The organism is Noviherbaspirillum phoenicis, from assembly GCF_047237965.1.
Taxonomy (GTDB): domain Bacteria; phylum Pseudomonadota; class Gammaproteobacteria; order Burkholderiales; family Burkholderiaceae_D; genus Noviherbaspirillum_A.
In genome coordinates, this window is record NZ_JBDFLX010000001.1 from 926,889 (window position 1) to 949,149 (window position 22,261).

Sequence of the window (22,261 nt, forward strand, 5' to 3'; positions counted from 1 at the left end):
CAGGACAAACAGGAAAAGCAAGACAAACGGCGCTGGCGGACGGTAGCGCACTGCGGTCATGCCCTTTCGCCTGCGCCTGCCTGTCGGCTGTTACACTGCGCATCCCGCCGTCCCTACCTGTTCCCCGCCGTGAATTCCAGTTCCTTTTCCAGCCTTGCGCTGTCGCCCGCCATGCTTGCCAATCTCAGCCAGCTTGGCTACCACGAAATGACGCCGATCCAGGCCGCCAGCCTGCCGGTGGTGCTCGACCGCCGCGACCTGATCGCCCAGGCCCGCACCGGCAGCGGCAAGACCGCCGCGTTCGGCATCGGCATGCTGCAGCGCCTGAATCCGGCCTGGTTCGCGGTGCAGGGCCTGGTGCTGTGCCCGACCCGCGAGCTGGCCGACCAGGTGGCCAACGAGCTGCGCCGGCTGGCGCGCTTTGCGGCCAACATCAAGGTGCTGACGCTGACCGGCGGCATGCCGATGCGGCCGCAGATTGCGTCGCTGGAGCATGGCGCGCATATCGTGGTGGGCACGCCGGGCCGGGTGGCCGACCATATCCAGCGCCAGACCATCGATCTTTCCACCGTCCAGACCCTGGTGCTGGACGAGGCCGACCGCATGACCGACATGGGCTTCTACGAGGAAATGTCAGGCATCGTCTCGATGACGCCGGCGCGCCGCCAGACCCTGCTGTTTTCCGCCACCTATCCGGACGACATCCGCCAGGCCACCGCGCCCTTCCTGCGCGACCCGGTGGAAGTGCGGGTGGAGTCGCGCCATGACGACAGCGGCATCGTGCAGCGCTTCATCGAGATCGGCGCCGGACCGGAGGCGCGCGGCGCGGCGGTGGCGGCGCTGCTGGACCACTATCGGCCGCAGTCGACGCTGGCGTTCTGCAACACCAAGGCCCATTGCCGCGAACTGGCCGACGCACTGCACGCGCAGGGTTATACGGCGCTGGCGCTGTACGGCGACCTGGAGCAGCGTGAACGCGACGAGATCCTGGTGCTGTTCGCCAACCGCAGCTGCTCGGTGCTGGTGGCCACCGACGTCGCCGCCCGCGGCCTGGACATCCAGCAGCTGGAAGCGGTGATCAACGCCGATATCTCGCGCGACGCCGATGTCCACGTGCACCGCATCGGCCGCAGCGGACGCGGCAAGGAAGCAGGACTGGCGCTGACGCTGGTCGGGCCGGGCGAACGCAAATGGGTCAAGGCGATCGAGCAGGACCAGGGAACGGCCGTCACCTGGGAAGCGCTTGAAGCCTTGACGCCGGCCGCCGGCGAGCGCCTGCGGCCGCCAATGCGCACCCTGTGCATCCAGGGCGGCAAGAAGGACAAGCTGCGTCCCGGCGACCTGCTGGGCGCGCTGACCGGCGATGCTGGTCTGACCAAGGAACAGGTCGGCAAGATCAATGTCTTCGAATTCATCACCTACGTCGCGCTGGAGCGCGGCATCGCCGAACAGGCGGCGCAGCGGCTGGCCGCCGGCAACATCAAGGGGCGCCCGTTCCGGATGCGCTTCATCGATGCCTGACTGCCACAGGCGCCAGATTCAGGCAGGTTCCGATGCGAAGCGCACCACTCCACCACTGACCGTGCAATGCACCAGTTCCATCGCGCCGCCCAGGAGCGGCGCCGCCAGGATCTTGTAGGTGTCGATGTCCACCAGCCGCGCCAGTTCCTGACCCTTGCCGACCAGGCGCCGGCGGCGGCCGTCGAGCGAGCCGAGATAGGCCCAGCGGTCCACCACGTGCACCTGGCGCAGGCCGGCGCCGCGCTCGACGATGCCCACCGCGCCTGGGAACGGCCACACCGCCTGCTGCATGCCGGCCAGCGCCTCGCGCAGCCGCGCCGCATGCGCCACGGCGGTTTCGGTGCCGATGCAGGCGCCGTTGCAGCGGCCGAGCTGGCGGGAAAAGCAGCCGCGCCTGCCGACCTGGTTTTCCAGGCCCAGCAGCGCCGGGCACAGGCCATGCCGCCGCGCCAGCGCCCGCAGCCCTTCCAGCGCCGAGGCGCGCGAACCGAACAGGCCATACAGCATGCGTCCCGGCGCCTGCTCGCCCGAGCCGCGGATCACCGGCTGCGCCGCGCCTTCGTCCAGCGCCAGCGCGTAGGTGTCGCGCACCATGCGCAGCAGCGCGTTGTAGGCCGGCTGCATCTGCTTGATCAGGCGCGATTCCAGCAGCAGCGCGCCGACTTCGCCCGCGGTGCGCTCGAATTCCACCCGCGCCGTGTCGCGCAGCATCGCCGCTTCCTCGGGCGTGCGCAGGTGCGACAGCACCCGGCTGCGCAGGCAGACGCTCTTGCCGATATATACCGGCCAGCCGTCGTGGCCGATGAAACGGTACACGCCCGGCAGACGCGGCAAGGCGTCGAGGCTGGCGCGGTCGATGTGGTCGGGGTAGCAGAAACCGGCGGCTGGGCTGGGCCGCAGGATGAGGCCAACGGAAGAAACGCGGGAACGCATGACGGCAGTGAGGGAAAACGGCAGATCGGCCGGGCATTATGCCACCGGCGCACCGGTGCTGCCGGAGGCCGGCATGAAAAAAGGCAAGCCCTTCCTGCGACCGGCCAAGCGCGAAAGGTCGAAAGGATCAAGCTTCGCCGCAAACCGCCATGCAAAAATAACAACGTTGATGCGCTGCGCCAACGAAAACCAATAACAACTCCCGCCGCTTCCCATGGAGATGCACGTGAAACAATTGTCTATTGCCTGCCTTTGCGGCCTTGCCCTGTCCTGTGCCGCACTGCCTGTCCATGCCGTCGACGGCGTTTCGTTCGAAGCAGGCACCGGCAGCCATGTGCAGTTCGCGCGCGGCAGCCTGATGTGGAATTTCCAGAAGGCGCTGCACGAGTCCGAGAACCTCGCCATCAAGGGCTACTGGAACCTGGACCTGGCCCATTGGCGCGGCACCCGTTACAACAACCAGCCGGGCCAGCACCAGAACCTGAACGAGATCGGCATCACGCCGATGTTCCGGTTCCAGAAGCCAGGCAGCAAGTTCTACGGCGAGGCCGGCATCGGCGCGCACCTGCTGTCGGAGCTGTACAACAACAGCGACAACCGGCTTTCCACCGCATTCGAATTCGGCAGCAAGCTCGGCATCGGCTACATCTTCAGCCCGCGCGCCAGCGTCGGCCTGTCGATCCAGCACTACTCCAACGGTGGCATCAAGCACCCCAACAGCGGCGTCGACTTCGTCTCGATGAAGGTCAGCTATTTCTTTCCGTAAGCACGCGCCGCAATAAACCAAGCTTCTACATCCGCCCCGCCAGCGACAGCGTTCATGCTGTCGCTAATCGCCCACATTCAGCAAATTTTGCGACAGGTCAAATACATTCGGCTGTCCGGCCTTTAGCTTGAGGCAAGGCGCCTGGATTCATCGCCTGCCTGCCCGACCGGGCGGGCCTCCATGTCATTTCCGCAGCGGCCGGCCCCAGCGCCATGCCGGGTCCGGTGCTGCCAAGACCAAGGAAGAAAAATGGAAGATGATCTCGTTCAACGCATCAAGGCAAACCCGGAGTACCACAGGCTGGTGGCGCGCCGTTCCCGCTACGGCTGGACGCTCGCCGTCATCATGCTGGTGGTCTATTACGGCTACATCCTGCTGATCGCCTTCAACCGCGACTTTCTTGCGACCCGGATGGGCGCAGGAGTAATGACCTGGGGCATACCGATCGGCCTGTTCGTGATCCTCTTCACCGTGGTCATCACCGGCATCTACGTGCGGCGTGCCAATGGCGAGTTCGACGAGCTGACGGCCAGCATCCGGGAGAAGGCCCTATGAGCCGCGCCATCCGGCCCAATCGGCCCACTCGGCCCATCCATGCGGCCGCGGCAGCGCTGCTGGCCACCGCCGGCAGCCAGGCGCTGGCCGCCGGCGACGCGCTCGGACAGACCGTCAAGCAGCCCACCAACTGGACCGCGATCGCCATGTTCGCGGTGTTCGTGGTGTTTACCCTGTTCATCACGAAATGGGCGGCCGCCAAGACCAAGTCGGCCGCCGATTTCTATACCGCCGGCGGCGGCATCACCGGCTTCCAGAACGGGCTGGCCATTGCCGGCGACTTCATGTCGGCCGCTTCCTTCCTCGGCATCTCGGCGGCGGTGTACCTGAACGGCTATGACGGCCTGATCTACTCGATAGGCTTCCTGGTCGGCTGGCCGGTGCTGACCTTCCTGATGGCCGAGCGCCTGCGCAACCTGGGCCGCTTCACCTTTGCCGACGTGGCGGCCTACCGCTTCGAGCAGACGCCGATACGGCTGTTCGCCGCGGCCGGCACGCTGGTGGTGGTGGCCTTCTACCTGATTGCCCAGATGGTCGGCGCCGGCCAGCTGATCAAGCTGCTGTTCGGCCTGGAATACTGGATCGCGGTGGTGATCGTCGGCACGCTGATGATGGTCTACGTGCTGTTCGGCGGCATGACGGCCACCACCTGGGTGCAGATCATCAAGGCCATCATGCTGCTGGGCGGCGCCACCTTCATGGTCTTCATGGTGCTGTGGCAGTTCAACTTCAGCCCCGAGGCGCTGTTTGCCAGGGCGGTCGAGGTGCATCCCAAGCAGCAGTCCATCATGGGGCCGGGCGGCTTCATCAAGGACCCGATCTCGGCCATCTCCTTCGGCATGGCGCTGATGTTCGGCACCGCCGGCCTGCCGCACATCCTGATGCGCTTCTTCACCGTCCCCAGCGCCAAGGAGGCGCGCAAGTCGGTGTTCTGGGCCACCACCTGGATCGCCTACTTCTACCTGCTGACCTTCATCATCGGCTTCGGCGCCATCGTGCTGGTCTCCACCAACCCGGTGTTCAAGGACGCGGCCGGCAAGCTGCTGGGCGGCGACAACATGGCGGCCGTGCACCTGGCCACCGCGGTCGGCGGCAACGTCTTCCTCGGCTTCATCTCGGCCGTCGCCTTCGCCACCATCCTGGCCGTGGTGGCGGGCCTGACGCTGTCGGGCGCCTCGGCCGTCTCGCATGACCTGTACTCGGTGGTGATCAAGAAGGGCACCGCCACCAGCCAGGACGAGCTGCGGGTGTCGCGCGTGACCACCGTGGCGCTGGGCCTGATCGCGGTGGTGCTGGGCATCGTGTTCGAGAAGCAGAACATCGCCTTCATGGTGTCGCTGGCCTTTGCCGTGGCTGCCTCGGCCACCTTCCCGGTGCTGTTCATGTCGGTGCTGTGGAAGAACTGCACCACCCGCGGCGCGGCGCTGGGCGGCTTCGTCGGGCTGATCACCGCGGTGGTGCTGACTGTGCTGTCGAAGTCGGTCTGGGTGGACGTGTTCCACAACAAGGACGCGATCTTTCCCTATACCTCGCCGGCGCTGTTCTCGATGACCGCGGGCTTCGTCGGCATCTGGCTGTTTTCCCTGATGGACAACAGCGAGCGGGCGCGGCGCGACCGCGCCGGCTTCGAAGCCCAGACCGTGCGTTCGGAAACCGGCATCGGGGCATCCGGCGCGTCGGGACACTGAGCATGGGACGGCCCGGCCTGACCGCGGAGCGGCTGCTGGCCCTGTTCGCGGCGGGCTGGATGCTGCTGAACTATCCGCTGCTGGCCCTGTTCGGCCGGCTCGGCCCGGTGGCCGGCATACCGGCGCTGTACCTGTATCTGTTTGTCGCATGGGCCCTGCTGATCGCCGGCATCGCGCTGGTGCTGGGCCTGGGGCGCGACGCCTACGACGAGCAGGCATGAGCGGCAGGCTGGACGGCTGGCAGATCGCGCTTGCGTCTGCCTGCTATCTCGGCCTGCTGTTTGCCATCGCCTTCCATGCCGACCGCCGCGCCGCGGCCGGCGCCAGCCTGATCGGCCATCCGGCGGTCTATGCGCTGTCGCTGGCGGTGTACGCCAGCAGCTGGACCTTCTACGGCAGCGTCGGGCGCGCCGCCGCCGACGGCATCGGCTTCCTGCCGGTGTACCTGGGGCCGACGCTGATGGCGGCGCTGTGGTGGATCGTGCTGCGCAAGATGATCGTGGTCAGCAAGGCCAACCGGATCACCTCGATCGCCGACTTCATCGCCTCGCGCTATGGCAAGAGCGCCCTGCTGGGCGGGCTGGCCACGCTGGTGGCGGTGGTCGGCATCGTGCCCTACATCGCGCTGCAGTTGAAGGCGGTCTCCGCCAGCCTGGCGCTGCTGCAGAGTTTTCCCGGACCGCTGCCGGCGGCCGGGCCGGTGTGGACCGACGCCGGGCTGCATGTGGCGCTGCTGCTGGCCGCCTTCACCATCCTGTTCGGCGCGCGCCATCTGGATGCGGCGGAGCGGCATGAAGGCATGGTGGCGGCGGTCGCCTTCGAATCGGTGGTCAAACTGTGCGCCTTCCTGGCCGTTGGCCTGTATGTCAGCTATGGCATGTACGACGGCCTGGGTGCGCTGTTTGCCCAGGCCGGCGAACTGCCGGCGCTGCAGGCCCTGACCCTGCCGGGCGCCGGCGCCAGCCAGGGCGGCTGGGCCTGGCTGACCCTGCTATCGATGCTGTCGATCCTGCTGCTGCCGCGCCAGTTCCAGATCGCGGTGGTGGAAAACGTCAGCGTGCGGCATGTCAGAAGCGCCAGCGTGCTGCTGCCGCTATACCTGCTGGCGATCAACCTGTTCGTGCTGCCGATCGCCTTCGCCGGCCTGATGCGCTTTCCCGAGGCGCATGCCAATGCCGACCTGTTCGTGCTCACGCTGCCTCTAGCTGAAAACCAGCCTGCGCTGGCGCTCTTGGTGTTCATCGGCGGCCTGTCGGCCGCCACCGGCATGGTGATCGTGGAAACCACGGCGCTTGCCACCATGGTGTGCAACGACCTGGTGATGCCGCTGCTGCTGCGCCTGGGCTTCTTCCGGCTGGCGGCGCATGCCGACCTGAGCGCGCTGCTGCTGGGCATACGGCGGGTGGCGATCGTGGTGCTGATGGCGCTCGGTTACGCCTATTCGCGCGCCGCCGGCGAAGCCTATGCGCTGATGGCGATCGGCCTGATCTCCTTTGCCGCGGTGGCCCAGTTCGCGCCGGCGGTGCTGGGCGGCCTCTACTGGCGCCGCGGCAACCGCAACGGCGCGCTGCTGGGTCTGGCGGCCGGCTTCCTGGCCTGGCTCTACACCCTGCTGCTGCCCTCCTTTGCCCGCTCGGGATGGCTGCCGGCCAGCTTCCTCGATCCCGGCCCGTATGGCCAGGCCTGGCTGCGGCCTTATGCACTGTTCGGGCTGGAGGGCATGGACCCGGTGTCGCATGCGATGTTCTGGAGCATGCTGGTGAACTGCCTGGCTTATGTGGGCGTGTCGCTGCTCACGCGCCAGGATGCGATCGGCCAGGTGCAGGCGCGGCGTTTCGTCGACCCGGCACAGGGCAGCCCATCGGCCTGGCATGGCGCGGCGCCGGCTGAGGCGATGCTGGCGCTGGTCGGCCGCATCCTGGGGCCGGCGGCCGCGCAGAACCTGCGTCGCCAGCATCCGCAGGCCTCGCCCGGCATGCTGATGCACGAGGCCGAGATGGCGCTGGCCGGCGCGATGGGCGCGGCATCGGCCCGGGTGATGGCGCGCTCGGTGCTCCAGCAGGAAAGTTTGGCCGCCGACGACATGCTGGCACTGCTCGACGAGAGCGCGCAGGCCATCGCCCACAGCCGGGAACTGGAACAGAAGTCGGTTGAACTGGAGCGCGCGTCGGCCGAGCTGCGGGCGGCCAACCAGCGGCTCACCGAACTGGACCGGATGAAGGATGACTTCCTTTCCACCGTGACCCATGAACTGCGCACGCCGCTGACCTCGATCCGGGCATTTTCCGAAATCCTGCGCGACCATCCCGACCTGCCGGCAGGCAAGCGCGCCGCCTATCTCGACATCATCATCCGCGAAAGCGAGCGCCTGACCCGCCTGATCAACGATGTGCTGGACCTGGCCAAGCTCGACGCCGGCCGCGCCGAATGGCATGCCGAGCCGCTGGACCTGGCGCAGGTGGTGCGGGACGCGCTGGAAGCGGGCGGCCAGCTGCTGCGCGACAAGGGAATCGCGCTGGAGACGGACCTGCCGCCGGCGCCGCCGGTGCGCGCCGACCGCGACCGGCTGATGCAGGTGCTGCTCAACCTGCTGTCGAACGCGGCCAAGTTCTGCAGCCCGCAGGCCGGCCGCATCGCGGTGACGCTGCGCCGGGAAGGCGATGCCTTGCGGGTGGCGGTCAGCGACAACGGCCCCGGCGTGCGTCCCGAAGACCGGGAAATCATCTTCGACAAGTTCCGCCAGGGCGGCGGCGACACGCTGACCGGCAAGCCGCAGGGCACCGGCCTGGGCCTGCCGATCAGCCGCCGCATCGTCAGCCATTTCGGCGGCAGGCTGTGGCTGGAAGACGCGCCGGGCGGCGGCGCGCAGTTCGTCTTCACGCTGCCGCTGGATACCGCGCCGCAGGCAACGCCGGCAAGCCCGATGGAGAACCCACCATGAGCGCAAGAATTTTGATCGTCGACGATGAACCGAACATCGTGCTGTCGCTGGAGTTCCTGATGGAACAGGCCGGCTTCGAGGTGGCCGTGGCGGAGGATGGCGAGGCGGCGCTGGCGCAGCTGGCCGCCTTCCGGCCCGACCTGGTGCTGCTGGACATCATGCTGCCCAGGCTGAACGGCTACGAGGTCTGCCAGCGCCTGCGCGCCAATCCCGACTGGTCCGGCATCAAGGTGGTGATGCTGTCGGCCAAGGGCCGCGAGCTGGAAGTCAGCAAGGGACTGGCGCTGGGCGCGGATGCCTACGTGACCAAGCCGTTCTCCACGCGCGAGCTGATCGCGCTGGTGCAGAACCTGCTGGCGCAGTGACGGCAGCCATGGCCGCGCCCGGCATCTCGCACCTGCAGCGGCGCTACCTGCTCATGCTGGCGCTGCTGTTTGCCGCCCAGGTGGGCATCGTCGCGGCCGTGCTGCTGCTGGCCGGGCTGGACATGGAGGCCGGCCAGCGCGCGGCCTTCTATCAGGCGCTGGGACAGCAGGCCGGCATGCTGGCCGTGGCCGCACTGATGCTGCTTCTACTGCTGGCGCTGGCATTGAAGCGGGTGTTCGGCCGCTGGCTGGCGCCCCTGTCCCGGCTGTCCGAGGAAGCCGCACTGCTGCAGTCCAATCCCGCCCACCGCAGCGCCATCGACGGCGCGCCGCCGGTGCGTGAACTGGCGGGCCGCTTCAATGCGCTGGCCCACCAGCTGCAGGCCTTGCAGCAGGAAAGCCGCGACAGCATCGACAATGCGCTGCGTTCGCTGGCGCAGGAACGCAACCGCCTGGCCGCGCTGATGGCCGACCTGGCGCTGGGCGTGGTGATGTGCAACCTGGAAGGCCGCATCCTGCTCTACAACAGCCACGCCAGCGCGCTGCTGGACAATGGCGCCGGCGCCGCGCCCGGGCTTGGCCGCTCCCTTTTCGGGCTGATCGAGCGCGGCCTGATCGTGCATGCGCTCGAACAGCTGCAGCACAGGCTGCAGGAACGGCCGGCCGGCGAAGCCGCGCCGGTGCTGCACGACCTGCCGCGCGCCGCGTTCGTGGCCGGCATGCCGGATGGCCGCATGATGCGCATGCAGATTGCGCCTGTGCTCGACGATGCGCAGGCGCTGTCGGGCTTCGTGCTGACCGTGGACGACATCAGCCGGCAGGCGCAGGCGCAGGACCGCGATGCGGCGCTGCTGGAGCGCCTGCTGCGGCAGGCGCGCGCCGGCGTTGCCAGCATCCGCGCCGCCGCCGAGACGCTGGGCGCCTATGCCGATATGGCCGTGGAACGTCGCAGGCGCTTCATCGCGGCCATCGAGGAAGAGTCGCAAACGCTGGCCGCCGCCATCGGGCAGGCGACCGTGCAACGCGAGGACGAGGCGGCGCGCAGCTGGCACCTGGAGGAAATGCGCGGCGACGACCTGCTGGCACTGCTGCAGCGCCGGCTGGAAAGCCGTTCGCTGCAACTGGGCACGCGGTCCCTGTGCGAACCGGCGCCATGGCTGCAGGTCGACAGCTATGCGCTGGCGCAGGCGCTGGCGCGGCTGGGCGCTGCCATCCTGCGTGAATGCGCCACCGGCCCGCTGGCGCTGCAACTGGGCGCCGAGGGCCGGCTGGCCTGGCTGGACTTCGTCTGGCAGGGCCGCACGCCGTCGCCGGCACTGCTGCGCCAGTGGGAAGAGGAAGCGCCGGACGGCGGCGCCAGCCTGCAGTCGGTGGCGCAGCGCCATGGCGGCGAGACCATGCTGCTCCACCAGGAGGGCACGCCGCGCTGGCGCCTGCTGCTGCCGGCCCTGCCCGCCAGTGCGGCCCTGCCGCTGCCGCGGCCCAGGCCGTCGCGGCCCGAGTTCTATGACTTCGACCTGTTCGGCCAGGCCGGCCAGAACGCGGCGCTGGACGCCACGCCGCTGTCGCGCCTGTCCTGCACCGTGTTCGACACCGAGACCACGGGCCTGGACCCGGGCGGCGGCGACGACATCATCGCCATCGGCGCGCTGCGCGTCGTCAACGGCCGCGTGCTGCGGCAAGAGCAGTTCGAGCGGCTGGTGCGGCCGCGCCGGCCGGTCTCGCCGGCGTCGTTTGCGGTGCATGGCATCAGCGACGACATGCTGCGGCGCCAGCCGGGCAGCGCCGAAGTGCTGGCGCAGTTCCATCGCTTCGTGGAGGACACGGTGCTGGTGGCGCACAACGCCGCATTCGACCTGCGCTTCCTGCGCATGCGGGAAGCCGAGGCCGGCGTCGCCTTCGACCAGCCGGTGCTCGATACGCTTCTGCTGTCGCAAGCGCTGCATCCGAACCAGGCCGAGCACAGCCTGGAAGCCATCGCCGCCCGGCTCGGCGTGGCGGTGGTCGGCCGCCATACCGCCCTGGGCGACGCCATCGTCACGGCGGAAGTATTTCTGCGCATGCTGCCGCTGCTGGCCGACGCCGGCATCGTCACGCTGGGCCAGGCGCGCGAAGCGGCGCGGCATACCCGCTATGCCCGGCTCGACTACTGACGATCCAGGAGCCTGCGCGACAACCTTCAACGGACCCTAGGACGATGCATTCCACCGTAAGCCTTCCCCGCGCCGCTTCCGGTTTCCTGCCGGATCTGCGCCGCCTGCTGCGCGCCATTGCCCGCGCCGACCATGCCGGCCTGCGTCGCGCGGCCGATGCCGCCCGCGCGCTGGAGCACGACTGGGCGCAGAGCGCGCCGGCCGCCGCCCTGACGCGCCTGATCTCCGCCGTGTCGGACGCCCTCACCCGGCGCGCCATCGCGCTGGCCGGCGCCGACCTGCCGCCGCCGGCCGCGCGCTGGTGCTGGATCGCGCTGGGCAGCGAGGGGCGGCAGGAACAGACCTTTGTCTCCGATCAGGACAATGGCATCGTGTTCGACGACAGCGCCGATCCCGGCGGGCTGCGGCGCCACCTGCTGCCGCTGGCGCGGCGTGTGAATCAACTGCTGGACGACTGCGGTTTTGCCCTGTGCCCGGGCGGCATCATGGCCGGCAATCCGGCCTGCTGCCTGTCGCTGCATGAATGGCGCGAGCGCTTCGACCGGTGGATCAGCGAGGGCGACCCGCTGGCGCTGCTCAATGCCACGATTTACTTCGACCTGCGGCCGCTAGCCGGCGACCTGGCGCTGGCAAGCGCGCTGTCGGCATGGACCGTCCGCCGTGCCGCGGACAACCGGCGCTTCCTGTTCCAGATGGCCGACAACGCGCTGCGCCGCCGTCCGCCGCTGGGCCTGCTGCACCGCTTCGCGCCGGAAAAGTCCGGGCCGCATGCCGGCGCCATCGACCTCAAGCACAATGCCGCCGCGCTGTATGTGGATGCGGCCCGGGTGCTGGGCCTGGCCTGCGGCGCCGACGCCTGCGGCACGGTCGGCCGGCTGCGCATTGCGGCGCAGCGGCAGCTGCTGCATCCGGCCGAAGCGGCCGACTGGGAAGACAGCTTTCACTTCATCGCGCTGCTGCGGCTGCGGCTGCAGCAGCAGCGTTACCTGCGCGGCGAGGCGATGGACAACTATCTGCGCCCCGACACCCTGGAAGCCGGCGAGCGGCGGGCGCTGCTGCATGCGCTGCGGGCGGCCGGGGCCATGCAGCAGAGGCTGTCGCAGTTGTTCCTTGGAGGCGGTTCCGGCCTATAGCGCCGCCGCGCCGTCGGACTCGGAACCCATGCCAGTCGCTTACGCGCCGAGATAGATGAGCTTGAACAGGAACACCGCGGCAATGATCCAGACGATGACCTTGACCTCGCGCGCCCTGCCGGTCAGCAGCTTCAGCGCTGCATAGGTGATGAAGCCAAATGCCACGCCCTCGGCGATGGAGAAGGTGAACGGCATGGTCAGCGCGGTCACCGCCGCCGGCACGCTCTCGGTGGTGTCGGTCCAGTCCACATGCACCAGGTCCTGCAGCATCAGGCAGGCAACGTAGAGCAGCGCCGGCGCGGTGGCATAGGCCGGCACCACGCCGGCCAGCGGCGCGAAGAACAAGCACAGCAGGAACAGCGCGGCCACGGCCACCGCCGTCAGGCCGGTGCGGCCGCCGGCCTGCACGCCGGCGGCGCTTTCCACATAGGCCGTGGTGCTCGATGTGCCCAGGAAGGAACCGGCGACGATGGCGGTGCTGTCGGCCAGCAGCGCCTTGTTCAGGCGCTCCATCTTGCCGTTCTTGAGCAGGCCGGCGCGGTTGGCCACGCCCATCAGCGTGCCGGTGGCGTCGAACAGCTCGACCAGGAAGAACACCAGCACCACATTCAGGATGCCGAAGGACAGAATGCCCATGATGTCGAGCTTGAACAGCGTCGGCGCCATCGACGGCGGCATCGACACCACGCCGCCGAACTTGTTGTCGGCGAACACGAAGCTCAGCAGGGTCACCGCCAGGATGCCGATCAGGATGGCGCCGCGCACCCGCAGCCGGTCAAGCGCCACGATCAGCAGGAAACCCACCACGGCCAGCACGGCCGATGGCTTGTGCAGGTCGCCCAGGCCCACCAGCGTGGCCGGGTTGGCCACCACGATGCCGGCGCTCTTCAGGGAAATCAGGCCGAGGAAGAGGCCGATGCCGACCGTGATGGCGGTGCGCATCGACGGCGGGATGCCGTTGACGATCTGCTCCCGCAGGCGGAACACGCTGACCAGGATGAACAGGCAGCCGGAGATGAATACCGCGCCGAGCGCCGCCTGCCAGGAGATTTTCATGCCCAGCACGACGGTATAGGCGAAATAGGCATTGAGACCCATGCCCGGCGCCAGCGCCATCGGGTAGTTGGCATACAGGCCCATGATCAGCGTGCCCAGCGCTGCGGCGAGGCAGGTGGCGACGAAGACCGCGTCCTTGGGCATGCCGGCGTCGCCCAGGATGGCCGGATTGACGAACACGATGTAGGCCATGGTCAGGAAGGTGGTCAGCCCGGCCAGCAGCTCGGTGCGGACGTCGGTGCCGTTTTCCTTCAGTTTGAAATAATTTTCCAGCAGCGCCACGGCGGTCTCCAGGTCTGGTTGTTGTGGCCCGGCGGATTAGCGACGCGGGCATTCTTGGGATGGCCACGACGATAGCGCACCGAAGCCCCCGCCATATTGCGATACAGCGATATTCGGTATGCGTTTTCAGTGATAACGGGTATCACCGAAAGCGATGGTGCGCCGCGCTCTTCGCCCCTGCCGTGCGGCCCGGAGCAGTTTGCGGATGCCGCCACAGGCAATGTTGCCTGTCCAAATCAGCGCGACATCGGCATTCGGCACTTTGCCTACTGGAAACGTACCGAAGGAACTCCCGCCTTGGCCACTGTCCAAGCACATTCAGCATCCACCGGCACCGTTCTCGCGGCAACTCACGCATGGATTACCACCAAGGCGAAAAAACGGGCCAGGCCACCCCGGGCCGTCCCGATGCGCGGCGCCGCCACAAACTGCGCCAGCATGCGGCAAGCCTGGCCGTCGGCGTCATCATGTTCGTGGTGTCGCTCGGCCTGATGCAGGCAGTCAAGTCCCCTGCGACACCTGCTCCCGCCGCAGAAGTCAGCAGCGGCGCGCCGCCCGTTGCGCAAGTGTCCCCGATGCCGCCGCTGGCCAGCAGCGGCGGTTCCGGCGCGGGCGACACGAGCGCCGGCGCGGAGGAAAGCGAACCTGTTCCCGCCCGGGCGGGTGGACCCAGCGCGCCGGCTCCCGCCCCGACGATTGCCGCGCAGATCATGGGCATGCCATCGGTCTACATCCATGTGCTGGACGAAAACGCGCGCGAAAAGGCCAGGCTGCTGGCGCCGGAACTGAAAAGGAAAGGCATTGCCCTGGCCGGCATCAGGATGGTCAGCGACGGTCCGCGCGCATCCGACCTGCGTTATTTCCGTCCGTCCGAAAAGGAGGAGGCCATGCAGGTACAGGCAGCCCTGCTGTCGCTGGGCCTGCCGGCACGCCGGCTGAAAAGGATCAGCGGCTTCGAAAGCAGCGCGGTACCCCGGCAATACGAGCTATGGCTTTCGGCGGATTACAAGGGCTGAGCGCGGCCGGGCGGCGCCTGGGTGGCGGCGCTCATGCCTGGCCGCCGGTGGCGCGAGCGAGCTTGACGTTGAGCACGAAGTTTTCCAGCGTCAGCTTGGCGATGGAGGACACCACGATGTAGTCGCGCTCGCGGTCCGGCATGGGACGTATGTTCTCCTCGTAATGCTCGACCACGGACGAGGCGATCAGGCGGGTGGCGTCGTCCTCGTCGATGTTGAGCATGCCCCAGTCGATCGGGTCGGCAAGTTCGATTTCCCTGATCAGTTCTTCCACTGTCTTCAAGTCGATGGCCATTGCTTTCCTTTCAGTGACGCAGCGGCAGACGCCGCGCTTTCATCTTACCGCCGCCCACGCATGCCGGAGCCGATGGCGCGCCGCGACCGATGGGGGCGGGATAGATTCAGAACAGCTTCTGCGCATTTTTTGGCCGGCGCGAGGGGAATCCCGGCGCCGGGACATGGTCAAAACGCTCATGTTTATGAAAGGAAAGAGGCAATGAAAAAAGACCAGGAACCGCCGATGCCGGATGACAAGAGCACGATTTCCAGCAGTGGCGGCGAGAAAAGCGTGCGCGAGACCGGCACCCGGCCCTTCACCATCGACCTGACCAAGCCGGACGGCAAGGAGCAAGTGCCATTGCAGCCCAACGATCGCGACGAGGTGCCAGGCGGCACCCAGTCCAGCGGCCCGCGGGAAGTGATGAAACAGGCTTACAAGGACGTGGAACAGGGCCAGGTCGATACCGACCTGCGGGAACAGCGCGGCGTCGAGGAGACGGTGGACAAGCCTTTCACTCCGGCGGAAAGCATGCCGCAGAAGAAGCACGGGCGCACCTGAGTCGTGCCGCGAGGGCCGAAGGCATGGCGCTAGCCCGCCCTGCCTTATCGTGCCCGTTTTCCTTCAAACCTTGCCGGACGATACACTGCCATGGACATACCCACTTCGCCCGATGCCTGCGCCAACCAGTTGCTTGCGCGGCTGTCAGCGTCGGAATACAGCAACCTGTATCCGCACCTCGAGTGGACCCCGTGCGCGCTGAAGTCGACGTTCTACCAGCGCGACCAGCCTATAGACCATGTCTACTTCCCGCTCAGCGGCGAGCATTCGGTGCTGGCCATCATGGAAAACGGTACCGCGGTGGAGGTCGGCACGGTGGGCAACGAAGGTTTTTCGCCGGTCGATATCCTGACCGGCAGCGAACAGTCGCTGGAAACGGTGACCTGCCAGATTGCAGGCGAGGCGCTGAAGATGCCGATCGCGCCATTCATGGCGGCGATCGAAGGCAATACCGGGCTGCGCAACCTGGTCTTTCGTTACCTGCGCGCCTATATGGCGCAGGTAAGCCAGTCGGTTGCCTGCAACCGACTGCATACCATCGAGGAGCGCTTCGCCAAGTGGCTGCTGATGAATCATGACCGGGTGCCCGGCGACGAGATCCATATCACCCAGGAATTCCTGGCGGATATGCTCGGCGTGCACCGTCCGAGCGTGAGCCTGATTGCCCGCCAGTTCCAGCAGCTCGGGTTGATCCGGTACAGCCGCGGACTGGTGACCATCCTGGACCGGCCCGGCATCGAGGATGTCTCCTGCGAATGCTATGGCGTGGTGAGGAAGCAGTTCGAGCGGGCGCTGGGCATCAAGGCCGGTTAGGCGCCGGCGTTCAGCGTTCAGCGTTCAGCGTTCAGCGTTCAGCATTCGTCGCCACCCGCCGGTCAGGCTGCCCAGGCGCAGCCTGCTCAGCCGCCGTCCCCCTCGCCCAGCAGCGCGCTCTTGAGCTTGCTGTCGGCCGGGCGCTCGCCCAGCCAGATCTTGAGCAGCACCGTATAGAAGGCCGGCTCGGCAATGACCTCGCCAACCTGCCTGCCATTGAGGCTGACCGACGTACCCTGCCCCGGCAGGAAGTCGATGGCCAGCGCATCGCCCTTCTTCAATTCCGGGATCGTCGAAAACAGCTGGCCGAAACGTCCCAGCGGCTCGGCCAGCCTGGCGCGTTCGGCCTTGTCGACGTTCTGCTCGATGCCGGCCAGGAAAGCCTGGCCGAATTCATCCGCATTGACGCCTCGCAGCATCACGATGCGCATGCGCTTTGGACCTGGCACCGCGTAGACATCAGCCGGATGTTTGTGCTTTTCGCCCAGGTAGAGGCCGGCCGAATAAACGGAAAAGATCATCTTGTAGCGCACGCCGGCGCCGTTGAGGCGCAGCTCCCTTCCCTGCATCCGGATGCCGTCGTCGAATGGATAGCCTCCCACCGTGGCGGCTGCGGCACTGCCGGCCACCAGCAGGGTGCAAAACAATATCGATAGTTGCATTTTCAGGTTTTGCTTGCGGTGTCTCATGGATTTATTGGTCTTCGTGGGTTCGGGGCCAGCAAGCATAGTGTCTCGATTGCCCATATGCAATGCCTGCATGGCCAGAGGCTGAAACCTCGGCACGGCGCGGCACGCCGGCATGAAAAAACCCCGCCGCGGCCATGCCGGGACGGGGTTGCGGTTCACGGAACCGTAAGTGCGCGCGCTAGATCCGCGCCTACACCTTGGGCGCGTTCACGTCGCGCTTGGCCTGACGATATCCCGCCAGGGCCGTCTTGAACTGCTCGAAGGCGGCGTCTGCGCCGTCTGCCCCGGCCATGATCAGCGCATCATCCGCGCCGCCATCCGGCAGGCTGGACGGAATGCCGGCCTGCTGCAGCAAGGCGGACGCCCCGCCCAGCATCATCATCGGCTTGCCATGGCGATACTGGTCGCGCAGGAAGTCCATCACGTCGGGATCGCCCTTCCAGCCTTCGATGGCTGCTTCGCCCGACGGCACGATGACGGCGTCGTACAGCACCGCCGGCATGGCTTCCACCGAGACCTCGACATTGAGCGGATCGCCGTCGACCGGCATCACCTGCCCCAGCAGCGGACCGACCAGGCGCGGCACTGCGCCCTCGGCCAGCAAGGCGGTGTACAGGCCGCGGACCGCCGAGGCTTCCACGCCATTGGCCACCAGCAGCGCCACCCGGCGCGTCTTGATGCTGCCATCCCCCGGGAAGTGCGTGATCGACAGCGATGGCGACGGCGCATAGGTCGGCAGCGTATGCGTTGCCAGCACCGGCGCGGCCTGTGGCAAGGGGATGCCGATGCCGTCCGCCACGCCCTGCGCCAGTTCGTCGGCTACGTTCATCAGCAGCGACACCACCCGCTGCCGCACGGCCAGCGTCTGCACCCGGGTCAGCTCGAAGCGGAAGGCCTTGACGATGTGCTGCTTTTCGAAGGTGGTCTGGCTCTGCCAGAACAGCCGGGCCTGCGAATAATGGTCGGCGAACAGCGCCGCCTTGCCGCGCACCTTGTCTTCGGCGATGTGCTCGGGAAAGCTGGTGAAGCCGGCGCCGTAGCCCGCCTGCGCCGGCGATCCGCCCGCCAGCGAATTGGGCTCATACGCCACGCGGCCGCGATGGATGGCCTGGCGATGATGGCCGTCGCGCTGGTTGTTGTGCACCGGCGCCACCGGCGAGTTGATCGGAATCTCGTGGAAGTTCACGCCGCCCAGGCGGGTGATCTGGGTGTCGAGATAAGAGTGAATGCGGCCATGCAGCAGCGGGTCGTTGCTGAAGTCGATGCCCGGCACCACGTGCGCCACGCAGAAGGCCACCTGCTCGGTTTCGGCGAAGAAGTTGTCCGGGTTGCGGTTCAGCACCATCTTGCCCACCGGCTTCAGCGGCACCAGTTCCTCGGGAATGAGCTTGGTCGAGTCGAGCACGTCGAAGCCGAAGCTGTCGGCTTCTTCCTCGGTGAAGACCTGCAGCGCCAGCTCCCACTCGGGGAAGGCGCCCGCTTCGATCGCTTCCCACAGGTCGCGGCGATGGAAGTCGGGGTCGGCGCCGGAAATCTTGACCGCCTCTTCCCAGACCAGCGAGCGGGTGCCGGCGATCGGCGTCCAGTGGAACTTCACGAACACCGACTGGCCTTCCGCATTCACCATGCGGTAGGTATGCACGCCGAAGCCCTGCATCATGCGGTAGCTGCGCGGGATGGCGCGGTCGGACATGGCCCACAGCATCATGTGCGTGCTTTCCGGCGACAGCGAAGCGAAGTCCCAGAAGGTGTCGTGCGCGCTGGCGGCCTGCGGAATGCCGTTATTCGGCTCGGGCTTGACCGCGTGGATCAGGTCCGGGAACTTCATCGCATCCTGGATGAAGAAGACCGGCATGTTGTTGCCCACCAGGTCCCAGTTGCCCTCATCGGTGTAGAACTTCACGGCAAAGCCGCGGACGTCGCGCGCGGTGTCGGTCGAGCCGCGCTCGCCTGCCACCGTGGAAAAGCGCACGAAGACCGGGGTCTGCTTGCCGGCCTTGGTCAGCAGCGAGGCCCGGGTGATATTCGAAAAATCGCCGTAGCTCTCGAAATAGCCGTGGGCGGCCGAGCCGCGGGCATGCACCACCCGCTCAGGGATGCGCTCATGGTCGAAATGGGTGATTTTTTCGCGCAGGATGAAGTCTTCCAGCGCAGTCGGTCCGCGCAGGCCGATCTTCAGCGAATGCTGGTTGTCGGCAATCGGCACGCCCTGGTTGGTGGTCAGGATCTGGCCGGTCGAATCGGTGCGCACCCGGTCCAGCGGGTCGGAAACCGGGCTTTCGCCCTGCGGCGGCACGCCCTTGCCAACCTTGTCCGACGCCTGGTTTTCGGAAGTGGTGCTGGCGCCAACCAGCGCGCTCGTCGGCGCGGCCGTGGCGCCGGCAGCCGGCTTGCGCGCCGCTTCGCCATATTCGCTGCCCTTGGTCGGGTTCTGCGGCATTTCAGCCGCCAGCGCCTGGCTGGCCGTCATTTTCTCAAGCAGGCGTTCCTTCTGCTTGTCCTTGCTCTGCAAGGTCTGCGGCGCGGTGCCGGTGGATGGCGCCGATACCGTGGCGAGGATGGAACCCGCGCCTTCGTCGGCGCCCTTCTTGTTTTTCTTTGTTGCCATGATGTTTGCCTCGTAGGTGAGCGTCCCTGCGCCTGCCTGGAATGGCGGCGGGAACGAAAATAGGGTTGAGGAGGAAGTCGACGGGTCCGGGCGGCCGTCATTCAGGATGGAACTGCTAGGGACTGACTGCCGGGATCGAACCCATGCACCTTATCAGCCGCGCGCGCTGCGGCTGATAGGCGCATTTCCGATAGCGTTGTAGGAAGAGCGGAAGTTTTGCGCCGGATCAAACCCGGCACTTCAGCCAGCCAGGCCTTCAGCCGGCCGGCGGGCGACGCCACTGGCGGGCCAGCACGTCGCGGATCAGCGCCGGCTCCACTGGCTTGACCAGGTGATGATCGAAACCGGCTTCCTGTGCCTGCTGGCGGTCGCGCTCCTGGCCCCAACCGGTCACCGCGACCAGCACGGTGCCGCTGGTGGCCGGGTTGGCCCGCAAGGCGCGCGCCAGCGCATAGCCGTTCAGGCCCGGCAGGCCGATGTCGAGAAAGGCAAAGTCGGGCTGGAAGGCGGGCGCCGCTTCCAATGCGCGCAGGCCGTCCGCCGCGACCAGCAATTCATGGCCCAGGCCCTGCAGCAGCGTGGCCAGGCTGTTGGCGAAGTCGACGTTGTCGTCCGCCAGCAGGATGCGGAAGCGCTGCGCCGGCGCCGCTTCCGGCGCACTGGCGCCCTCCTCCGGCCCTGCCGCCGCGGCCAGCGGCAAGGTGGCGACGAACGCGCTGCCCTTGTCGGTGCCGTCGCTGAACGCTTCCAGCGTGCCCTCGTGCAGCTCCACCAGGCGCCGCGCCAGCGTCAGGCCCACGCCCAGGCCGGCATTGGAGCGCTCCAGCGAGTAATCGACCTGGGTGAACATGTCGAAGATGCGGGTCAGCATCGCCGGCGACAGGCCGATGCCGTTGTCGATCACCTTCACCACCGCGCGCCCCTGGTCCACGCTGGCCTCGAGCCGTATCGCGCCGCCGGAATCGGTGTATTTCGCCGCATTGTTGAGCAGGTTGGAAAACACCTGCGACAGCCGGGTGGCATCGGCTTCCAGCCAGACCGGCTCGGCGGGCAACTGCACGTCCAGGGTGTGGCCGCGGCTCTGGATGAATGGCTCGGCCAGCTCCACCGCGCTCCTGATCACCTGCTGCAGCTGCACCGGGCTGCGCCGCACCATCAGCTTGCCGGTGGTGATGCGGGACACGTCCAGCAGGTCGTCCACCAGCCGCACCATCTGCCGCAGCTGCCGCTCCATCACCTCGCGCGAGCGGCCGGCCAGCGCCGGGTTGGCGCCGGCAATGCGCAGGATTTCCAGGCCGTTCATCAGCGGCGCCAGCGGATTGCGCAGCTCGTGGGCCAGGGTCGCCAGGAATTCATCCTTGCGCCGGTCCGCCACCCGCAGCGCCTGCTCGGCGCTGCGGCGCTCGGCGGTTTCATGCTCCAGCACGCGGTTCGACTGCTCCAGCGCGGCCGCGCGTTGCCCGACTTCGTCGAGCATGTCGTTGAAGGCATCCACCAGCACGCCGATCTCGTCGTTGGTGGTCTTCTTCACGCGCAGCGAGAAATCGCGGCGCTGCATGACTTCGCGGGCCACCGTGGTCACCGCCAGGATCGGACGGATGAAGGCGGCCTGCAGCCACAGGGAAATCATCCCGGCCAGCGCCAGGCTGCCGGCCATCACCGAGCCGAGGATGACGGCATAGTTGCGCAGCCGGTCCATCAGTTCGTAGCGGGCGCGCAGGTAGACCGTCAGCACCAGCTCATGGTTGGCGACCAGCTGCTGGTACACCACGATATGCTCGCCGTCGATGTGGTAGCCGGCCGCTTGCGCCACCGGCGGCACGATGCTGCGCTCCCGGTCGCGAGCGTAGGAAGCGAACAGCTTGCCGCCGGGACCGTAAATGGCGGCCGCGACGATGGCCGGCCGGGTCTTGAGCAGCGCCAGGTTCTCGGTGGCGGCCTTGGGATCGTTGAAGGTCAGCGCCGGCGCGCTGGAGCGGGCAATCAGGTCGGCCTGGGTGCGCAGGTCGTCCAGCCAGGCCGACTGGTAGGTGCGGATGTCGTACGCCAGCATGGCCAGCGCCGACAGCAGGAGCCCGGTAAAGGTGGTGGCCAGCACCACCAGCATCAGCTTCCGGGTGATCGACCTGCTGAAGAATTCCGGCATCAGTTCGGACCCGGCTGCACGATGGCGACCGACATCAGCCGCGAGCTGAGCTTGAAGTCGCCGCGCTCGGCGGCCGCATTCGACACTTCAAAGCGCAGCCTGCCATCCGCATGGCGGAAACTGATCACGCCGGCGGCCTGCTCGTCGGTGACGGTTACGGTCCAGCGCTGCGGCACCTGGGCCAGTAGACTTTCCACCTGCTCGGCCTCGCCCGGCCCGATATAGAGAAGGTGGATATCCTGAAGACTCTCTCCCGGGCGGATGCGCCGTATCGTCACGGGCCGGTTGTTGACGTTGCGGCCAACGGTCGACAGCAGCAGTTCCGCCGCGACCGGCTCGGCATTGACCACGCCGATCACCAGCGGCGAGTCGGCCAGCGCGAAGGCGCGCGACGGCCATTCGATATAGCCAAGGAAGTTATACAGGTAGGCAGCGCGCGCGCTGGCGTCCTGCTGGCTCAGTTCGCCGGACGGCGCCGCTTCGGCCCCGGACAGGGCAATCGCCAGGGCCAGCGTCGCCGCGATGGCGACGAGCGGCGCCAGGCCACGCGCCAGCAGACGGCCGATCGCGCGCGCGCATCGGGAAAACAGGGGGTCAACCAGGGAATCGCTTGGAGAACAGGCGGGCATTCAATCTTTCCAATCAGTGTCGTCCCGCCACGCTGCGCGAAACGATTGCTTTCCGGCGGCAGGCCGCAAGAGCCAGCGGCGCACCAGGAGCCTGGCATGCGTTTTCGGAGAGACCGAAGCATCTCATGC

At 67.3% G+C, this 22,261-nt stretch carries 20 protein-coding genes; 13 read left to right on the top strand and 7 right to left on the bottom strand.

The genetic code is table 11. From position 1 onward, the window contains the following. The first annotated feature begins 129 nt into the window (after positions 1–129). The gene (gene dbpA / locus ABC383_RS04275) at positions 130–1,521 is read left to right on the top strand and encodes an ATP-dependent RNA helicase DbpA (protein ID WP_413012137.1); all 1,392 of its coding nucleotides are present in this window, start codon (positions 130–132) and stop codon (positions 1,519–1,521) included. Between the two features lie 18 nt (positions 1,522–1,539). Here the strand turns inward: dbpA and ABC383_RS04280 are convergent, their stop codons facing one another. Then, on the bottom strand, positions 1,540–2,454 hold the full coding sequence (locus ABC383_RS04280; RefSeq protein ID WP_413012138.1) for an endonuclease: 915 nt from the start codon (positions 2,452–2,454) through the stop codon (positions 1,540–1,542). On the opposite strand from ABC383_RS04280, the gene ABC383_RS04285 reads away from it, so the two are divergent. From ABC383_RS04285 to ABC383_RS04325, 9 genes are all read left to right on the top strand, one after another. Further along, positions 2,453–2,650, top strand: coding sequence for a hypothetical protein (locus ABC383_RS04285; protein WP_413012139.1), 198 nt, complete (start codon positions 2,453–2,455; stop codon positions 2,648–2,650). The genes ABC383_RS04280 and ABC383_RS04285 overlap by 2 nt on opposite strands. A 30-nt stretch (positions 2,651–2,680) precedes the next feature. Then, positions 2,681–3,220 (top strand): acyloxyacyl hydrolase, encoded by a 540-nt coding sequence (locus ABC383_RS04290; protein WP_413012140.1) that lies wholly within the window; start codon positions 2,681–2,683, stop codon positions 3,218–3,220. A 249-nt stretch (positions 3,221–3,469) separates the two neighbouring features. Next, complete coding sequence (locus ABC383_RS04295) at positions 3,470–3,775, top strand: DUF485 domain-containing protein (protein WP_413012141.1); 306 nt, start codon at positions 3,470–3,472, stop codon at positions 3,773–3,775. Further along, positions 3,772–5,463, top strand: a complete 1,692-nt coding sequence (locus ABC383_RS04300; protein ID WP_413012142.1) for a cation acetate symporter — start codon at positions 3,772–3,774, stop codon at positions 5,461–5,463. The genes ABC383_RS04295 and ABC383_RS04300 overlap by 4 nt, the downstream gene beginning before the upstream one ends. A 2-nt stretch (positions 5,464–5,465) precedes the next feature. Next, positions 5,466–5,684 (top strand): hypothetical protein, encoded by a 219-nt coding sequence (locus ABC383_RS04305; RefSeq protein WP_413012143.1) that lies wholly within the window; start codon positions 5,466–5,468, stop codon positions 5,682–5,684. Next, positions 5,681–8,404, top strand: a complete 2,724-nt coding sequence (locus ABC383_RS04310) for a sodium:solute symporter family transporter (protein WP_413012144.1) — start codon at positions 5,681–5,683, stop codon at positions 8,402–8,404. Before ABC383_RS04305 ends, ABC383_RS04310 begins: the two co-directional genes overlap by 4 nt. Further along, a complete protein-coding gene (locus tag ABC383_RS04315; protein ID WP_413012145.1) occupies positions 8,401–8,769 on the top strand; it encodes a response regulator transcription factor in 369 nt (122 codons plus the stop codon). The genes ABC383_RS04310 and ABC383_RS04315 overlap by 4 nt, the downstream gene beginning before the upstream one ends. Next, the gene (locus ABC383_RS04320) at positions 8,766–10,922 is read left to right on the top strand and encodes a 3'-5' exonuclease (RefSeq protein WP_413012146.1); all 2,157 of its coding nucleotides are present in this window, start codon (positions 8,766–8,768) and stop codon (positions 10,920–10,922) included. Before ABC383_RS04315 ends, ABC383_RS04320 begins: the two co-directional genes overlap by 4 nt. Before the next feature lie 44 nt (positions 10,923–10,966). Continuing rightward, positions 10,967–12,055 carry a DUF294 nucleotidyltransferase-like domain-containing protein gene (locus tag ABC383_RS04325; protein WP_413012147.1) on the top strand — a complete coding sequence of 363 codons (1,089 nt, stop codon included), beginning with the start codon at positions 10,967–10,969 and terminating at the stop codon, positions 12,053–12,055. 39 nt (positions 12,056–12,094) lie between these two features. On the opposite strand, the gene ABC383_RS04330 is transcribed toward ABC383_RS04325, so the two are convergent. After that, positions 12,095–13,393 (bottom strand): NCS2 family permease, encoded by a 1,299-nt coding sequence (locus tag ABC383_RS04330; protein ID WP_413012148.1) that lies wholly within the window; start codon positions 13,391–13,393, stop codon positions 12,095–12,097. A 356-nt stretch (positions 13,394–13,749) separates the two neighbouring features. Here ABC383_RS04330 and ABC383_RS04335 point away from each other — a divergent pair, with 356 nt between their 5' ends. Next, positions 13,750–14,409 carry a hypothetical protein gene (locus ABC383_RS04335; protein ID WP_413012149.1) on the top strand — a complete coding sequence of 220 codons (660 nt, stop codon included), beginning with the start codon at positions 13,750–13,752 and terminating at the stop codon, positions 14,407–14,409. A gap of 31 nt (positions 14,410–14,440) precedes the next feature. Here the strand turns inward: ABC383_RS04335 and ABC383_RS04340 are convergent, their stop codons facing one another. Continuing rightward, positions 14,441–14,704, bottom strand: coding sequence for a hypothetical protein (locus ABC383_RS04340; protein ID WP_217344661.1), 264 nt, complete (start codon positions 14,702–14,704; stop codon positions 14,441–14,443). 201 nt (positions 14,705–14,905) lie between these two features. Between ABC383_RS04340 and ABC383_RS04345 the strand changes: the two genes are divergently transcribed. Together ABC383_RS04345 and ABC383_RS04350 are read left to right on the top strand one after the other, a co-directional pair. Then, positions 14,906–15,247: a hypothetical protein gene (locus tag ABC383_RS04345; protein WP_413012150.1), complete on the top strand. Its 342-nt coding sequence runs from the start codon at positions 14,906–14,908 to the stop codon at positions 15,245–15,247. Between the two features lie 90 nt (positions 15,248–15,337). Next, positions 15,338–16,060 carry a Crp/Fnr family transcriptional regulator gene (locus ABC383_RS04350; RefSeq protein WP_413012151.1) on the top strand — a complete coding sequence of 241 codons (723 nt, stop codon included), beginning with the start codon at positions 15,338–15,340 and terminating at the stop codon, positions 16,058–16,060. Between the two features lie 86 nt (positions 16,061–16,146). Here the strand turns inward: ABC383_RS04350 and ABC383_RS04355 are convergent, their stop codons facing one another. The 4 genes from ABC383_RS04355 to ABC383_RS04370 all read right to left on the bottom strand — a co-directional run bounded on the left by ABC383_RS04355 (position 16,147) and on the right by ABC383_RS04370 (position 22,132). Next, on the bottom strand, positions 16,147–16,722 hold the full coding sequence (locus tag ABC383_RS04355) for a chalcone isomerase family protein (protein ID WP_413012152.1): 576 nt from the start codon (positions 16,720–16,722) through the stop codon (positions 16,147–16,149). A gap of 217 nt (positions 16,723–16,939) precedes the next feature. Then, complete coding sequence (locus ABC383_RS04360; RefSeq protein ID WP_413012153.1) at positions 16,940–19,357, bottom strand: catalase; 2,418 nt, start codon at positions 19,355–19,357, stop codon at positions 16,940–16,942. A 256-nt stretch (positions 19,358–19,613) separates the two neighbouring features. Beyond that, positions 19,614–21,503 carry a sensor histidine kinase, YfiR-like protein-associated gene (locus ABC383_RS04365; protein ID WP_413012154.1) on the bottom strand — a complete coding sequence of 630 codons (1,890 nt, stop codon included), beginning with the start codon at positions 21,501–21,503 and terminating at the stop codon, positions 19,614–19,616. Further along, the gene (locus ABC383_RS04370) at positions 21,503–22,132 is read right to left on the bottom strand and encodes a TOL_0243 family YfiR-like periplasmic protein (protein ID WP_413012155.1); all 630 of its coding nucleotides are present in this window, start codon (positions 22,130–22,132) and stop codon (positions 21,503–21,505) included. Before ABC383_RS04370 ends, ABC383_RS04365 begins: the two co-directional genes overlap by 1 nt. Positions 22,133–22,261 lie beyond the last annotated feature (129 nt).

Excerpts from the sequence above, each read along its gene's own strand:
- ABC383_RS04285 (WP_413012139.1), top strand. The coding sequence starts at position 2,453 with ATGACGGCAGTGAGGGAAAACGGCAGATCGGCCGGGCATTATGCCACC.
- ABC383_RS04350 (WP_413012151.1), top strand. The coding sequence starts at position 15,338 with ATGGACATACCCACTTCGCCCGATGCCTGCGCCAACCAGTTGCTTGCG.
- ABC383_RS04365 (WP_413012154.1), bottom strand. The coding sequence starts at position 21,503 with ATGCCGGAATTCTTCAGCAGGTCGATCACCCGGAAGCTGATGCTGGTG.
- ABC383_RS04305 (WP_413012143.1), top strand. The coding sequence starts at position 5,466 with ATGGGACGGCCCGGCCTGACCGCGGAGCGGCTGCTGGCCCTGTTCGCG.
- ABC383_RS04355 (WP_413012152.1), bottom strand. The coding sequence starts at position 16,722 with ATGCAACTATCGATATTGTTTTGCACCCTGCTGGTGGCCGGCAGTGCC.
- ABC383_RS04310 (WP_413012144.1), top strand. The coding sequence starts at position 5,681 with ATGAGCGGCAGGCTGGACGGCTGGCAGATCGCGCTTGCGTCTGCCTGC.
- ABC383_RS04340 (WP_217344661.1), bottom strand. The coding sequence starts at position 14,704 with ATGGCCATCGACTTGAAGACAGTGGAAGAACTGATCAGGGAAATCGAA.
- ABC383_RS04345 (WP_413012150.1), top strand. The coding sequence starts at position 14,906 with ATGAAAAAAGACCAGGAACCGCCGATGCCGGATGACAAGAGCACGATT.
- ABC383_RS04295 (WP_413012141.1), top strand. The coding sequence starts at position 3,470 with ATGGAAGATGATCTCGTTCAACGCATCAAGGCAAACCCGGAGTACCAC.
- ABC383_RS04315 (WP_413012145.1), top strand. The coding sequence starts at position 8,401 with ATGAGCGCAAGAATTTTGATCGTCGACGATGAACCGAACATCGTGCTG.
- ABC383_RS04280 (WP_413012138.1), bottom strand. The coding sequence starts at position 2,454 with ATGCGTTCCCGCGTTTCTTCCGTTGGCCTCATCCTGCGGCCCAGCCCA.
- ABC383_RS04300 (WP_413012142.1), top strand. The coding sequence starts at position 3,772 with ATGAGCCGCGCCATCCGGCCCAATCGGCCCACTCGGCCCATCCATGCG.
- ABC383_RS04325 (WP_413012147.1), top strand. The coding sequence starts at position 10,967 with ATGCATTCCACCGTAAGCCTTCCCCGCGCCGCTTCCGGTTTCCTGCCG.
- ABC383_RS04335 (WP_413012149.1), top strand. The coding sequence starts at position 13,750 with ATGGATTACCACCAAGGCGAAAAAACGGGCCAGGCCACCCCGGGCCGT.
- ABC383_RS04360 (WP_413012153.1), bottom strand. The coding sequence starts at position 19,357 with ATGGCAACAAAGAAAAACAAGAAGGGCGCCGACGAAGGCGCGGGTTCC.
- ABC383_RS04370 (WP_413012155.1), bottom strand. The coding sequence starts at position 22,132 with ATGCCCGCCTGTTCTCCAAGCGATTCCCTGGTTGACCCCCTGTTTTCC.